This window comes from Mycobacterium sp. E2733 (assembly GCF_001667585.1).
Classification (GTDB): domain Bacteria; phylum Actinomycetota; class Actinomycetes; order Mycobacteriales; family Mycobacteriaceae; genus Mycobacterium.
Genome location: NZ_LZJZ01000035.1, coordinates 1 through 14324, shown reverse-complemented (window position 1 = coordinate 14324; position 14324 = coordinate 1). Strand labels below are relative to the sequence as shown.

Here is a 14324-nt window from a genome sequence, read left to right as displayed (position 1 = left end):
GACCTCAGTCGCGGCGCGTCTTCTTCAGCCACTTCAGCGCCGACTCGGCGGCGTGGTAACCGCACAGGCCATGGATGCCGGCGCCCGGCGGCGTGGACTGTGAACACAGGTAGACGCCCGGCACACCCGTGGCGTAGGGATCCACGGCGATGCGCGGGCGGAAGATCACCTGCAGCCCGTCGTTGGCGCCGCCGATGATGTCGCCGCCGATGAAGTTGGCGTTGTAGGCCTGCAGTTGCGCGGGTCCCTTGCTGACCGTCGCCAGGACGCGGTCGGAGAAGCCCGGCGCGAACCGCTCGATCTGGCCGACGACGGCGGCGGTGGCGTCGCCGTCGTAGCCGAACGGCACGTGCGCGTACGCCCAGATCGGGTTGACGTTGCCCGCCGAGCGGGACGGGTCCGCCAGGTACTGCTGCCCCAGAAGCACAAAGGGCCGCGCGGCCATCTTCCCCTGTGCGCGTTGGCGTTCCGTGTCCACCATCTCCGCGAACGTGCCGCCCAGGTGCACGGTGCCGGCCCGGGCGCAGTCCGGATTGGTCCAGGGGATCTCGCCCTCGATCGCGAAGTCCACCTTGAACGCCGACGAGCCCTCGCGGTAACGCCGATACGACCGCCTGATCCGCGCCGGCATGGCGTCGCCGTAGATGGCGACCGCCGCTTCCGGACTCAGGTCCAGCATGACGATGTCGGCGTCGGGGATGTCTTTGCGACTGGTGACGGTCACCCCGGTGGCCACCGAGCCGCCGTGGTCCCGCAGCGCGGCGGACAGCGCTTGACTGATCGACCCGGAACCCCCTTTTGCGACGGGCCAGCCGTAGCGGTGCCCGCTGGCCAGGATCATCAGTCCCAGGGACGCGGTGAGCGGCCGGTCCAGCCGGGTGTAGACGTGCGCGGCGGCGCCGCCGAACAACGCGCGCGCCTGCTCGGTGCGGAACCAGCGGGCCATGGTGGTGGCCGGCAACAGCGCCCGCGGGCCGAAGCCGGCCAGGCGAAGCGGGTGACGCGGGATGCCCAGCACCGGGCCCATGAGATCCTCGGCCAGCTGATCGAATCCGGCCGCCAGGTCCCCGATTGCCCACCGCCACCGGGGGCCGTCGGACCCCATCCGGGCGACCGTCTCATCGAGCGACTGGTAGAGCACGCCGGCGGTGCCGTCGTCGAGTGGGTGCGCGCAGTCGACGTCCGGCCACTTCCACTGCAGCCCGTAGCGCTGCAGGTCGATGTCCTTCCAGAACGGCGAACCGACGCCCAGCGGGTGAAACGCCGAGCAGTGGTCGTGGATGACGCCGGCCATCGTCAGCTCGCCCGAGCGGGCTCCCCCGCCGACGGTGTCGCACGCCTCGAGCACCTGCACGTCGACGCCGTTGCGAGCGAGGTGAATCGCGGCGGCCAGCCCGTTGGGGCCTGCGCCGACCACCACCGCCCTGGTCATCGAGCGCTGGCCGCCGTTGTCACGTGGACCGGGTACTCGTCGCCGGGCTCGGGCCACGGCTGACGGGTCAGCATGCTTTCCACGTCGACGTAGCCCTCTTCGATCAAGCCGGCTTTGGCGTCGACGATGCGGTACTCCTGGCGCTGAACGTGGATCGGTTGGCTTTCCAGGATGATCACCCGGACATCTCCGTCCTCGAACTGGCAGCGCCGCTGCACCGCCGCGAGCAACTGCTCGTTGTGCAGGTGGCCTTCGCCGAAGTTCCACCCGATCAGCGGCCCGGCGATGATCTCGCCGTCCCGCAGCTTGTAGTCCGCCTCGTCCAGCCCGTCCAGGGCGCGGGGCACCAGCCCGTTGAGCGTGCGCCCGTGCGTGTGCATGGACCGCCACCCCATCAGCTTGTCGATCATCATCTCCGCGGTGCTCGGGTCGTAAAGCCGGGCAAGTTGTTTGGGCACCAGCGCCGCGGGCTTGGTGATATTCGCGTCGATCTTGTCTTCGGCACCCGCGCGCAGGCACCACAGGCTGGTGGCCCAGTTGCCGGCGTAGTAACGCATCGCGGGCAGGAACGAAATCTGTTTGGGGAACAGGTTTCCCAAGATCGGCACCACCGCCAGCGCGGCGATCAGGATGACCAGCAGCAGCGGCGAACTCAGTCCGCTGGCCGTGACGCCGGCGTAGTGCCCGAACAAGTAGAACAGCGAAAACAGGAAGAAAACGTTCCACTCCAAGGGAACTCCCATCGGAATGGTGGAAGTGATGTTGAGGTGGAACAGCACCATGAACGCGATGAGGAACCATGCCCACCGGTGACCGTCGGCGAAGAAGACCAGGACCAGCGGCACCAGGAACTCGGCCGTCGTCCCACCGACATGCGCCATCACCTTCGGCACCCACGAGGGGCGCAGGTCGTTCACCGGGTCGAGGTAGAGCCTGCGCTTGAACCAGTTGAACGCTCTCGCGCGCAACACGGGGCTGTTGCTCATCATGACCGCGACGACGTACGGGAAGTGGTGATTGAGCTTCGACGTCGCGGCTCCCCACCACAGGGCGAGCATGATGATCTTGAACGCGGCGATCTGGTCGGTGAACGAAAAGAAGAACACCAGCAGGGTCAGCCCGTAGTGCTCCCCGCGCGCGGCGAGAAAGACGGTTTTGTCGCGCAACCCCAGCAGCGCCAGCGCGACGATGGTCGGCACCACCAGAACGGGATTGATCAAGCCGGCGTCGCCGCCGGCGGTCACGGGGCCGCCCCGCCCGGGCGACAGCAAAGCCCAGGCGCCCGAGCCGAGTACGACCAGGTAGAGGGCGACGTCGACGACGGTGCGGTTGTCGCCACCGGTGAACGGAACCTTGCCCGGCCACGGCGGCAACCGAATGGTGTTGGGGCGCAACCAATACAGAAACCCACCGAATACCGGCCAGAACCGCGCGGTCAACGGCCCCGATCCGCAGCCCAGGCCCAGGATCTCGAACAGCAGCGTGAAGATGACCACCTTCTGATACACGATCGGCTGTGTCCACCACTCGGTGATGCGCCCGAGCCCGCCCAAGCCCGGCGTCAGCGAGATCACCGCGGCCGCGCCGCCGACGTACAGGGCGATCTTGACGACGTAGAACAGGTAGACCGCATAGGGCGAACCGAATCCGTGTTCGACCCAGTGCCGGGTCATGACCTGCCGCCTGGTAGATCGCGGCAAGTCGGGCCAGCGGTCGGGGTCGACGTCGGGAATTTCCGGGGTCATAAATCCCATGGGTGGCCTCGTTCGGTGTCGGAAGAAACCAGTTGGCCCGTCAAATGTATCGGCACCGCCAAGCGGGGGTGGCCGAATCGGCGCGCCGCAAGCCTTCGCCGGTCGCCCGAGCCACGAAAAACGCTGCACTGTGGGCGAATTGGCGTCTTGCCGGAACTACCGGACCGCGGAGCGCGGCCGCGCGGGGAGGGCGGGCGGCTCCCCGGGGGTCCGGCGGGCAAATCGGCGGCGCAACTTCTCCAGCATGCCGTCGAGATGGTCCCGGTCCTGTTCCTCGATCCGCGCCATGCGGCGAAGGTTGCAGACGGCGTCGGCGTCGCCGTTGGCTTGCGCGGTGACGATCGCCTTCTGATAGTCGTCGAGGCGCTGTTCGATGAGCCTGCGGTTCTGCGAGAGCAGCCGCACAAAGTAGTCGGCCTGGCGATTGTCCGCCGCGTCCGGGCCGGCCGGATCGGCGTCACCGGCCGGGCGGTCGGTGCCCGGAGCGGACGGGGACGGTTTCTGACTGCGATGGGCCGGTTCGGCGCGGACCACGCCGGCGTGCGGCCGCCGGGAGCGCGGAACACTCCTGCGCGCGCCGCCCGAACGGGCATTGCGCTCGGGCGACAAACCGGCGACGTCCATCGGGTCCCGTTCCTCGAGATTTCATCAAAGGGCGTCGTAACAATAGCGCCCGGACCCGGGCCGGCACCATATCCGCAGATGCCGAAAGAGACAAACACCATGACGGCCGCCGCACCCCGGTCGCTACCATCGAGGAAGTCGACGCGGCCCCTCATACCTCGATGCGGCCTCGCGGGAGCGTCAAGGGAGGAACGTGACCGACAACGATCACTCCGATACCGGCGACATCGGCAAATTCGACCCCGTCTTGACCCAGCGCCTGATGAGCGTGATGCGCCCGGCCCTGAAGACGTACTTCCGGTCGGAAGTGCACGGCCTGGGATCGTTCCCACCCGGCGGGGCGCTGGTCGTCGGCAACCACTCCGGCGGCATGTTCCCGATGGACGTCCCCATCTTCAGCGTCCACTTCTACGAGAAATTCGGCTACGACCGCCCCATCTACACGCTGAGCCACGACATCCTGATGACCGGCCCCACCGGCGAGTTCTTCCGCCGCACCGGATACATCCGGGCCAACCGGGAGAACGCGGCCAAGGCCCTGCGGTCCGGCGGGGTGGTCATCGTCTTTCCCGGCGGTGACTACGACGCATACCGGCCCACGTTCTCGGAGAACGTCATCGACTTCGACGGCCGCAAGGGGTACGTCAGGACGGCGATCGAAGCGGGCGTCCCCATCGTGCCCGCGGTGTCCATCGGCGGACAGGAGACGCAGCTCTACCTGTCGCGCGGCACCTGGCTGGCCGAGCGGTTGGGGGTGAAGCGCTTGCTGCGCAGCGCCATCCTGCCGCTGTCGTTCGGCTTCCCCTTCGGCTTCAGCGCGGTGATCCCACCCAACCTGCCGCTGCCCACCAAGATCGTCACGCAGGTGCTGAAGCCGATCGATATCACCGCGCAATTCGGTGACGACCCGAACGTCGACGAAGTCGACGAGCACGTGCGGTCGGTGATGCAGCAGGCCCTCAAGGACCTGGCCGCCAAGCGACGCTTCCCGATCCTGGGCTGAGCCGTGGCCTCTCCGATCAATCAAGCCCTCGGCGTCATCACCACCCTGAGGCGCGCCGGGATGATCGCGCCGATGCGACCCGACCGCTACCTGAAGATCGCCGCCGCCATGCGCCGCGAGGGCATGGGCATGACCGTGGGCTTCGCCAGTGCGGCGCAACGCTGCCCGGACCGGCCGGGCCTGGTCGACGAACTCGGCACGCTGACCTGGCGCCAGCTCGACGAGCGGATCAACGCGCTCGCCGCGGCCCTGCAGGATCTGTCCTCGGGTCAGCCGAGGGTGGTCGGGATCATGTGCCGCAACCACCGCGGCTTCGTCGAGGCGGTGGTGGCAACCAACCGGATCGGCTCCGACGTCGTGCTGCTCAACACGTCGTTCGCGGGACCGGCGCTCGCCGAGGTGGTCAACCGCGAAGGCGTCGACGCCGTCATCTACGACGAGGAGTTCACCGATACGGTCGACCGCGCGTTGGCCGACAATCCGGACGCCACCCGCATCGTGGCCTGGACCGACGGGCAGCACGAGCTGACGGTGGAAAAGCTCATCGCCGATCACACGGGCCAACAACCCGAGCGCACCGGCCGCAAGGGCAGGATGATCCTGCTCACCTCCGGCACCACCGGAACCCCGAAGGGCGCCAACCAAACTGGCGGCAATGCCGGCATCGGCACGCTCAAGGCCATTCTGGACCGCACGCCGTGGCGGGCCGAGGAGACGATCGTGGTCGTGGCGCCGATGTTCCACGCCTGGGGCTTCTCGCAGTTGATCTTCGCGGCGTCGATGGCCTGCACGGTGGTCACCCGGCGCAAGTTCGACCCGGAGGCGACGCTGGACCTCATCGACCGGCACCAGGCGACCGGCCTTGCGGTCGTGCCGGTGATGTTCGACCGCATCATGGAGCTACCGCCCGAGGTGCGAAAGCGGTACAGCTGCAAGTCATTGCGATTCGCGGCGGCATCCGGCTCGCGCATGCGGCCCGATGTCGTCACCGCGTTCATGGACGAGTTCGGCGACGTGATCTACAACAACTACAACGCCACCGAGGCCGGCATGATCGCCACCGCCACCCCGCAGGACCTGCGCGCGGCGCCCGACACCGCGGGCCGCCCGGCGGGCGGAACCGAAATCCGGATACTGGACAGCGAGTTCAACGAGCTGCCCACCGGCGAGGTCGGCACCATCTACGTCCGCAACGACACCCAGTTCGAGGGCTACACGGAGGGTTCCTCCGGCAAAGGCAAAGCCTTTCACGCGGGGTTCATGTCGTCGGGCGACGTCGGCTATCTGGACGAGGCCGGCCGGTTGTTCGTGGTCGGCCGCGACGACGAGATGATCGTCTCCGGCGGCGAGAACGTCTATCCGATCGAGGTGGAGAAGACGCTGGCGGCACACCCCGACGTGGCCGAGGCCGCGGTCATCGGCGTCGACGACGAACAGTACGGCCAGCGCCTGGTGGCATTCGTGGTCTTGAGCGCGGGCGCCCAGGCCACGCCCGAGGCCCTCAAACAACACGTCCGGGATAACCTGGCCAACTACAAGGTGCCCCGCGAAATCACCGTCCTCGACGAACTCCCGCGCGGGAGCACCGGCAAGATCCAGCGCAACGAACTGCAGTCTCGGGTCGACGGCTGATGCGCCGCCGCCTCTCGGAACTGCGGCGTCCCCGGCCGCTGGCGCGCGCCGCACTGGAATTGGCCAACGCGGCCAACGGTTTACGGCCGCTGGCCCGCAAGGGCTACAGCACCGTGCTGGTCTTCTGGTTCGGCTGGCCGACGTCGGAAGTGCCGGGCATCTACTTCTCCGTCTCGGTGCTGGACGCGCTGCGGCGCGCGCGGCGCGGCCACTTCGCGGGGCGGCGCGGCAAGGCGGCGCTGGCGATGACGGCCGCGTCGTGGGCGATCCTGGCGGTGATCCGCTACCGCGGCATCACCACCCCCGGCCCGGTGCTGGAGGCCGGCCTGCGCGAGCAGCTCGGGCACGACTACGAAGAGGCGCTGGGCAAGCTGCCACACGCCAAGCCCACGCGCAGCGGGCGGCGCAGCCTGCCGCTGGGCAACACCGTGGCCCGCCGGCGGTACGTCGAGAAGACGAACGTGGTGTCCTACGGCCCGAACGGCCGCGCCAACCTCGCCGACATCTGGCGCCACCGCGACCTGCCGCGCGACGCCAAGGCGCCGGTGCTGCTACAGGTCCCAGGCGGCGCCTGGATGATCGGGATGCGCCGGCCGCAGGCCTATCCGCTGATGAGCCACCTGGCCGCCCGCGGCTGGGTGTGCGTCTCGATCGGTTACCGCGTCTCCCCCCGCCACACCTGGCCCGACCACATCGTCGACGTCAAACGGGCTCTGGCGTGGGTCAAGGAGAACATCGCCGACTACGGCGGTGACCCCGACTTCGTCGCGGTCACCGGTGGTTCCGCGGGCGGGCACCTGTGCGCATTGGCGGCGTTGACCCCCAACGACCCGAAATACCAGCCGGGCTTCGAAGACGCCGACACTTCGGTGGCGGCCGCGGTCCCGATTTATGGCCGCTACGACTGGTTCTCGACGGAGGGCGAGGGCCGGCCCGAATTCGTCTCGCTGCTCGAAAAGTTCGTGGTGAAGCGCGGATTCGCGTCAAACCGCGACGTCTACGTCGACGCCTCGCCGATCCGGCGGCTGCGGGCCGACGCGCCGCCGTTCTTCGTCCTGCACGGCCGCGACGATTCCCTGATCCCCGTCGGCGAAGCGCAGGAGTTCATCGAGGAACTGCGCGCGGTGTCGAAGTCCCCGGTCGCCTACGCCGAATTACCCAGCGCCCAACACGCTTTCGACATCTTCAGTTCGCCCCGGGCGCATCGATCCGCGGAGGCCGTCGCGCGGTTCCTGTCCTGGGTGTACGCGACGAACCCACCCGATCGCGACTAGGTCGGCACATCGCGGCGAGGACTCACTCCCGCGCCGAGCGTCACGCCAGCGTGGCCCTGGGGCGCGAGCGTCACGCTGGCGTGACTGGATGTGGATAATCGGGCCGCACTGACCTGACGTTCGTCGCGGTTTATGCGACGCTGCCGCGATGGCGGAACCATTCATCGGCAGCGAGGCAATCGCGAACGGAGACTTTGTCAAGAGCGCTTTGCGAACGCACTACAGGAAGTTGTTCCGCGATGTGTATGTCGACCCTGGCGCCGAGCTCACTCCGCTGGTTCGAGCCCGCGCAGCATGGCTGTGGTCGCGCCGGCGGGGCATTATCGCAGGGCTGTCGGCTGCCGCTGTTCACGGTGCCCAATGGGTGGATGCGACGGCACCGCTTGAGATTCTCCATACCAACAGAAACCCGTTGCCGGGTTTGCGGATTCACAGTGGCCGCCTACAAGACGACGAATTCACGCTGATTGACGGTGTTCCCGTAACGACCCCGGCCCGGACTGCCGTCGACCTGGGGTGCTGGCATCCGATAAACGACGCTGTGGCCGCGATCGACGATCTGCTTCGCGCAACCGACTGCAAGGTGGCCGAGTTTGAGATGCTCGCCGAGCGATATCCGGGCCGCCGCGGCATTCAGTCGGCGCGCAATGCAATCAGTCTCGCGGATGCCGGCGCGCAGTCGCCGAAGGAAACGTGGATGCGACTGTTGCTGATCCGGGCGGGGCTGCCCCGGCCACAAACACAGATCCCGGTCAGTGACGAATTCGGCGACCTAACTTACTACCTCGACATGGGTTGGGAGGATTTCAAAGTCGCTGCCGAGTACGACGGTGAGCAACACCGTCGGGATCGCTGGCAATACACGTGGGACATCAGGCGGCGCGAAACACTCGAGCGCCTGGGCTGGATCGTCATTCGAGTGGTCGCGGGGATCGCCCCGCCGACATCGTCAGCCGGGTACGAGCCGCGTTGGCCAGGCGCGCCGCCACGCTAGCGTGACGCTCGCTTACGGTAGTCACGCTGGCGTGACACTCGGCCGAGGACACCAGACAGCTAGCCGCTCACTCGCGCGCCGCCGCCTTCTCCAGCTCGGTAAGCGCCGGCTCGATACGGTCCGCCATGTCGTCGATGTCGTTGGCCACCTCGGGCGTCGTCACGAAACCGAAGTCCAGATAGTCGGTGTAGGAGAAGCAGGTGATGTTCAGCGCGACGTCCATGACGGGCGGCCCGAGCGGCACCAGCGAATCCAGCCGGGCGCCGGCCATGTACAACGGGAACGGCGGACCCGGCACATTGGACACAACCAGGTTGATGGGGGCCAGGTTTCGCGACAGCCCGCTGGCCGTGTAGGCCCGGGCAGCCAACTGCAGCAATCCCGGCGGCGTGGTCTCCGTCAGCCCCATGATCTGATGCGCCGACAGCGCCTTGGCCATCAACTTGGCGTTCTGGGTGCTTTCGTGGATGGCCCGCAGCCGCTCGGCGGGATCGTCGATGTCGGTCGCGAGCGACACGGTCATCGAGCTCACCTTGTTGCCGACGTCGTCCTTGTCGTCGTCGGTGCGCGTGGAGACGGGGATCTGGGCGATGAGCGGCTTGGCGGGCAGCTCGCCACGCTTCTGCAAGTACTCGCGGGCCGCTCCGGCCACGAGGGCCAGCACCACGTCGTTGAGCTTGACGCCGTAGGCGTCCTTGACGGCCTTGGCCCGGGCCAGCTCGACGCGGCAGCCGGTGATCCGCCGGTGCGGCGACACGGGTGCGTTGAACCGGGTCTTGGGCGCTTCGAAGTACCGTGGCGGCCGGCCGCTGCTCACGCCGAGCGCCGCGATCTGCTGGCGCACCGTCTGCTCCATCAGCCGGGCGATGCGGAAGGGCGTCTTGACACCAAGGTTGATGAGCGCGCCCACCGCGCGCCGTTCGATGCCCGGAATCCGCGATCCCACCAGCGATCCCACCGTTTGCTGTTGCGGCGGCCTCGGTTCCGGCGTGACGTCCAAAAGAATCTCACCCAGGCCGGCACCCGAGACGCCGTCGACGATGGCGTGGTGCATCTTGGTCAGCGACGCGATCCGGCCGCCCTCGACGCCCTCGATCACCCACATCTCCCACAACGGCCGCGCGCGGTCCAGCTTGTAGGACATCAACCGGCCCACCAGCTCCTCGAGCTCGCGGCGGCCGCCCGGCGCCGGAACGGCGATGCGCCGGATGTGGAAGTCGATGTCCAGCTCCTCGTCTTCGACGAACCACGGCCGGTCCAGCCCGAGCGGCGCGCCGGTGACCCGCCACCGCAGCTGCGGCAGTTCCGGCAGCCGCTCGATGATCAGCTCACGGAGCCGCTGGAAGCTGTACTCGGGTGTTTCCTTCGGGTCACAGATCGCCAGTGCCCCCACATGCATGTGCCAGCCCGCAGTCTCGGCCGACCAAAACGCCGCATCAACGCTCGAAAGCCGTTTCATCCCCCGACCGTAGCCCCCGCCTACTCGTTGCGAACAGCGATTCGCGCGACCAGTTACGCGTCTTCCAGCAAATCCGGCGTCACCGCCGACTCGGTGTCCGGGATGCCCTCGACCTTGGCCTTCCGGTCGGCCATCGACAGCAGCCGGCGAATGCGCCCGGCCACAGCGTCTTTCGTCATCGGGGGGTCGGCGAGCCGGCCGAGCTCCTCGAGCGAGGCCTGCCGGTGCTCGACACGCAGCTTGCCCGCCGAGGCCAGGTGGTCGGGGACGGTGTCGCCGAGAATCTCGAGCGCGCGCTCCACCCGGGCGGCGGCCGCGACCGCGGCCCGCGCCGAGCGGCGCAGGTTGGCGTCATCGAAGTTGGCCAGCCGGTTGGCCGTCGCCCGCACCTCGCGGCGCATCCGGCGCTCCTCCCAGATGAGCCGGGTGTCCTGGGCGCCCATCCGCGTCAGCAATGCGCCGATCGCCTCGCCGTCGCGCACCACCACCCGATCGGCGCCACGCACCTCGCGGGCCTTGGCGCTGACCCCGAGCCGCCGGGCCGCCCCCACCAACGCCAGCGCGGCCTCCGGGCCGGGGCAGCTGACCTCGAGAGCCGACGACCGTCCCGGCTCGGTCAGCGACCCGTGCGCGAGGAAGGCTCCGCGCCAGGCGGCTTCCGCGTCGGCGACGCTGCCGCCCACGACCTGAGCGGGCAGACCGCGCACGGGCCGGCCCCGGTTATCGAGCAGGCCGGTCTGGCGTGCCAGCGCCTCGCCGTCGTTGGCCACGCGCAGCACGTAGCGCGTGGTCTTGCGAATCCCGCTGGCCGACAACACATGCACGACCGCGTTGTAACCGTAGAGCTCGAAGATGTCCTTGCGCAGCCGCCGCGCGACGTTGCCCAGGTCCACCTCGGCCTCGACGACCACCCGACCGCCGACGATGTGCAACCCACCAGCGAACCTCAGCAGCGACGTGACTTCCGCGCGACGCGCACTGACCGATTTCACGACCAGGCGGCTGAGTTCGTCCTTGACTTCGGTCGTCATCGCCACGCGTCGTCACTCCTCGGTCCGCTGCCGCCCGGTCCGGGTCCACCGGTCTGTGGACTTGCACCGTCGACCCGAATATCCGCGGTGGCCGTGACCGGAGGCGCGCCCGGACCCTTGTTGGCCGCCCGGACCCCGTCCAGGGCCGCCGCGAGTTTGCCTGGATCATGTAAAGGTGTACCAGGTCGGGCCACGTCGGCGAAGTGGACCTCGGCCGAAAGCAGCGTCGCGGTGCGGCGCAGGTGCTCCCGCTCCCGCTCACTGGGCACCCGTTCGGCGTCGATGATGATGTCGTGCACGGTGAACCCCGGTGCATGCTGGGCCAACACGTGCAGATGACGCTCGACGGAGAAGCCGGCCGTCTCCCCCGGCTCGGCCATCAAATTGAGCACCAGCGCCCGACGGGCGGTGGTGGCCCGCAGGGCCGCCGCCAGACCCGGCACCAGCACGTGCGGGATCACGCTGGTGAACCACGAACCGGGACCCAGCACCACCAGGTCGGCGGCCATGATGGCGTCGACGGCCTGCCGGGTCGCCGGCGGGTCGGACGGCAGCAGGCGCACCCGCCGCACCTTGCCCGGTGTGGTGGCGATCGCCACCTGGCCGCGAATCAGCCGGAACATCCGCGGATCGGTTTCCAGGCCGGACACGTCCGCCTCGATCTGCAGCGCGATCGGGCACATCGGCAGGACGCGGCCCTTGACGCCGAGGATGCGGCCCAGCTCGTCGAGGGCGGCCACCGGATCGGCCAGCACCTCCGACAGCCCGGCGAGCAGCAGGTTGCCGATCGGGTGCCCGGCCAACGCCCCGTTGCCGCCGAAGCGGTGCTGCAGGATGGTCGCCCACAGCCGGCCGTGTGGGCTGTCAGATGCCAACGCCGCCAACGCCATCCGCAGATCACCCGGCGGCACCACGTCCAACTCGCTGCGCAGCCGCCCGGAGGAGCCACCGTCGTCGGCGACGGTCACCACGGCGGTGACGTGCGGGGTCAGCCGGCGGGCCGCGGACAGCGTCGCGTACAGGCCGTGCCCGCCGCCCAGCGCGACGATGCCGTGATTCGTCGGCGCGTTCATTCGCGGCCCAGATCCCGGTGCAGCACCCGCACCGACAGCTGGGCTTCGCCCTTATGGGCCTTGAGGATCTGCATCAGCGCTTCGGCGATCGCAACGCTGCGATGCTTACCACCGGTGCAGCCGATTGCGACCGTCATATAACGCTTGCCCTCCCGGCGGTAGCCGTCGACGACCAGAGACAGCAACCGATGGTAGGCGTCGAGAAACTCGGCGGCGCCGGGCTGATTCAGAACGTATTCGCTGACGGCCGGGTCCTGTCCGGTGAGCGGGCGCAGCTCGTCGACCCAGTGCGGGTTCGGCAGGAACCGCACGTCCATCACCATGTCGGCGTCCATCGGCAGGCCGTACTTGAAGCCGAACGATTCGACGGTGACGCTGATCGACGTGCTGGCTTCGCCACCGAACGCGCGCTCGATGCTCTCCCGCAAGCCCCGCACCGACAGCGTCGACGTATCGATGATCAGGTCGGCGGTGGCGCGCACCGGGGCCAGCATCCGGCGCTCGGCCGCGATGCCCTCGGCCAGGGTCTGGTCGCCCTGCAGCGGATGGCTGCGGCGGTTCTGTTCGTAGCGGCGCACCAGCATGTCGTCGGATGCCTCCATGAACACGACCCGGGGGCTGATGTTGCGGGTGGCCAGCTCGTTGCGCACCTCATCGAGGTCACCGGTGAAGCCGCGCGACCGCACGTCCATCACCACCGCCAACCGGGTGATCCGCGACCCGGCGTCCATGCCGAAATCCACCATCCGCGTGATCAGCTGGGGCGGCAGGTTGTCGGCCACGTACCAGCCCAGGTCCTCGAGCACCTTGGCCGCTGTACCCCGCCCGGCGCCCGATAGTCCGGTCACCAGAACGACATCGATGCCGGCCGGGGCATCCCTGGTGTGGCCCTCCGCCAATTCACCCGTCATCCGGCTTCTCCGGGCTGCTCGGGTCGCAACGCCTCAAGGACGGCGGTGGCGGTGGCCACACCGATACCGGGAACGGCCGTGATCTGGTCGACGGTGGCCTCCTTGAGGCGGGCTATGGATCCGAAATGGGTTACCAGCGCCTTGCGGCGATGCTCCCCCAATCCTGGCACCGAATCCAGCGCCGAGGCGGTCATTCGCTTGGATCGCTTGCTGCGATGGTAGGTGATGGCGAACCGATGGGCCTCGTCGCGAATCCGTTGCAGCAGATAAAGGCCCTCGCTGTTGCGGGGCATGATGACGGGATCCGGCTCGGACGGCACCCATATCTCTTCCAGCCGCTTGGCCAGGCCGATCACCGCGACGTCGGTGATGCCGAGGTCTTCGAGCACCGTGCTGGCCGCGTTGACCTGCGGCGCGCCGCCGTCGACGACGTAGAGATTGGGCGGATAGGCGAACCGGCGCGACTTGCCTTCGGGGGAAAGCATATTCGGGTCGCTCTGTTCACTGAGGTGTCGCGCGAACCGGCGGCGGGTCACCTCGGCGATCGAGGCGACGTCGTCGGAGCGCCCCTGCCCGGCGGCTTCGCGGATTCCGAAGTGGCGGTAGTCGGACTTGCGCGGCAGGCCGTCCTCGAACACCACCAACGACCCCACCACGTCGGTGCCCTGCACGTGGCTGATGTCGACGCATTCGATGCGCAGCGGCGCATCCGCCAACCCGAGGGCTTCCTGAATGTTCTGCAGCGCAGCAGATCTGGCGTTGAAGTCGCCAGCCCTTCTCAGCTTGTGTTGCTGCAGAGCCTCTTTGGCGTTGCGTTGCACCGTTTCGGCCAGCGCCCTTTTGTCGCCGCGGCGCGGCACCCGCAGCGCGACCCGGGAGCCGCGCAGGCCGGAGAGCCAGCTGACCAGTTCGTCGGAGTTCGACGGCAGGCAGGGCACCAGCACCTCGCGCGGCACCGGGTTGGCGGCTTCGTCGGCCCCTTGGTTGTCCTGGCCACCCAGTTCGGCCTGCTCGCCGTAGAACTGCGTCAGGAACTGCTCGACCAACTGCTCCTCGCCGGAATCACCGGCCTCAGCGGACTTTTCGACGATCCAGCCGCGCTGGCCGCGCACCCGGCCGCCGCGGACGTGGAACACC

At 68.5% G+C, this 14324-nt stretch carries 11 protein-coding genes and 1 pseudogene; 4 read left to right on the top strand and 8 right to left on the bottom strand.

The window, feature by feature from the left end:
* Window positions 1-4 precede the first annotated feature (4 nt).
* The 3 genes from A5678_RS08645 to A5678_RS08635 all read right to left on the bottom strand — a co-directional run bounded on the left by A5678_RS08645 (window position 5) and on the right by A5678_RS08635 (window position 3810).
* Window positions 5-1432 (bottom strand): NAD(P)/FAD-dependent oxidoreductase, encoded by a 1428-nt coding sequence (locus A5678_RS08645; RefSeq protein WP_068040883.1) that lies wholly within the window; start codon window positions 1430-1432, stop codon window positions 5-7.
* Window positions 1429-3186, bottom strand: coding sequence for a DUF3556 domain-containing protein (locus tag A5678_RS08640; protein ID WP_068040881.1), 1758 nt, complete (start codon window positions 3184-3186; stop codon window positions 1429-1431). Before A5678_RS08640 ends, A5678_RS08645 begins: the two co-directional genes overlap by 4 nt.
* A 156-nt stretch (window positions 3187-3342) precedes the next feature.
* Window positions 3343-3810: a hypothetical protein gene (locus tag A5678_RS08635; RefSeq protein WP_068040879.1), complete on the bottom strand. Its 468-nt coding sequence runs from the start codon at window positions 3808-3810 to the stop codon at window positions 3343-3345.
* 262 nt (window positions 3811-4072) lie between these two features.
* Here A5678_RS08635 and A5678_RS08630 point away from each other — a divergent pair, with 262 nt between their 5' ends.
* The 4 genes and pseudogenes from A5678_RS08630 (at window position 4073) to A5678_RS08615 (ending at window position 8718) form a co-directional block, all read left to right on the top strand.
* Window positions 4073-4813: a lysophospholipid acyltransferase family protein gene (locus A5678_RS08630; RefSeq protein WP_156746821.1), complete on the top strand. Its 741-nt coding sequence runs from the start codon at window positions 4073-4075 to the stop codon at window positions 4811-4813.
* 60 nt (window positions 4814-4873) lie between these two features.
* Window positions 4874-6445 carry an acyl-CoA ligase FadD12 gene (gene fadD12, locus A5678_RS08625; protein ID WP_231983612.1) on the top strand — a complete coding sequence of 524 codons (1572 nt, stop codon included), beginning with the start codon at window positions 4874-4876 and terminating at the stop codon, window positions 6443-6445.
* Window positions 6445-7719, top strand: a complete 1275-nt coding sequence (locus A5678_RS08620; protein WP_068040873.1) for an alpha/beta hydrolase — start codon at window positions 6445-6447, stop codon at window positions 7717-7719. Before fadD12 ends, A5678_RS08620 begins: the two co-directional genes overlap by 1 nt.
* 148 nt (window positions 7720-7867) lie before the next feature.
* Window positions 7868-8718: pseudogene (locus tag A5678_RS08615) on the top strand (DUF559 domain-containing protein).
* A 62-nt stretch (window positions 8719-8780) separates the two neighbouring features.
* Here the strand turns inward: A5678_RS08615 and A5678_RS08610 are convergent.
* The 5 genes from A5678_RS08610 to uvrC form a co-directional block, all read right to left on the bottom strand.
* The gene (locus A5678_RS08610) at window positions 8781-10172 is read right to left on the bottom strand and encodes a wax ester/triacylglycerol synthase family O-acyltransferase (protein WP_068040872.1); all 1392 of its coding nucleotides are present in this window, start codon (window positions 10170-10172) and stop codon (window positions 8781-8783) included.
* A gap of 53 nt (window positions 10173-10225) precedes the next feature.
* Window positions 10226-11203, bottom strand: a complete 978-nt coding sequence (gene whiA / locus A5678_RS08605; RefSeq protein WP_156746820.1) for a DNA-binding protein WhiA — start codon at window positions 11201-11203, stop codon at window positions 10226-10228.
* Window positions 11200-12276, bottom strand: a complete 1077-nt coding sequence (yvcK, locus tag A5678_RS08600) for a uridine diphosphate-N-acetylglucosamine-binding protein YvcK (RefSeq protein ID WP_068040868.1) — start codon at window positions 12274-12276, stop codon at window positions 11200-11202. Before yvcK ends, whiA begins: the two co-directional genes overlap by 4 nt.
* Entirely contained in the window at window positions 12273-13187 is a 915-nt protein-coding gene (gene rapZ / locus A5678_RS08595; protein ID WP_068040866.1) for an RNase adapter RapZ, read from the bottom strand. The genes yvcK and rapZ overlap by 4 nt, the downstream gene beginning before the upstream one ends.
* Window positions 13184-14324 (bottom strand): excinuclease ABC subunit UvrC (uvrC, locus tag A5678_RS08590; protein ID WP_156746819.1); only part of this gene is annotated, 1141 nt, incomplete at its 5' end. The genes uvrC and rapZ, both read right to left, overlap by 4 nt.

Excerpts from the sequence above, each read along its gene's own strand:
- A5678_RS08645 (WP_068040883.1), bottom strand. The coding sequence starts at position 1,432 with ATGACCAGGGCGGTGGTGGTCGGCGCAGGCCCCAACGGGCTGGCCGCC.
- A5678_RS08640 (WP_068040881.1), bottom strand. The coding sequence starts at position 3,186 with ATGGGATTTATGACCCCGGAAATTCCCGACGTCGACCCCGACCGCTGG.
- A5678_RS08635 (WP_068040879.1), bottom strand. The coding sequence starts at position 3,810 with ATGGACGTCGCCGGTTTGTCGCCCGAGCGCAATGCCCGTTCGGGCGGC.
- A5678_RS08630 (WP_156746821.1), top strand. The coding sequence starts at position 4,073 with ATGAGCGTGATGCGCCCGGCCCTGAAGACGTACTTCCGGTCGGAAGTG.
- fadD12 (WP_231983612.1), top strand. The coding sequence starts at position 4,874 with ATGATCGCGCCGATGCGACCCGACCGCTACCTGAAGATCGCCGCCGCC.
- A5678_RS08620 (WP_068040873.1), top strand. The coding sequence starts at position 6,445 with ATGCGCCGCCGCCTCTCGGAACTGCGGCGTCCCCGGCCGCTGGCGCGC.
- A5678_RS08610 (WP_068040872.1), bottom strand. The coding sequence starts at position 10,172 with ATGAAACGGCTTTCGAGCGTTGATGCGGCGTTTTGGTCGGCCGAGACT.
- whiA (WP_156746820.1), bottom strand. The coding sequence starts at position 11,203 with ATGACGACCGAAGTCAAGGACGAACTCAGCCGCCTGGTCGTGAAATCG.
- yvcK (WP_068040868.1), bottom strand. The coding sequence starts at position 12,276 with ATGAACGCGCCGACGAATCACGGCATCGTCGCGCTGGGCGGCGGGCAC.
- rapZ (WP_068040866.1), bottom strand. The coding sequence starts at position 13,187 with ATGACGGGTGAATTGGCGGAGGGCCACACCAGGGATGCCCCGGCCGGC.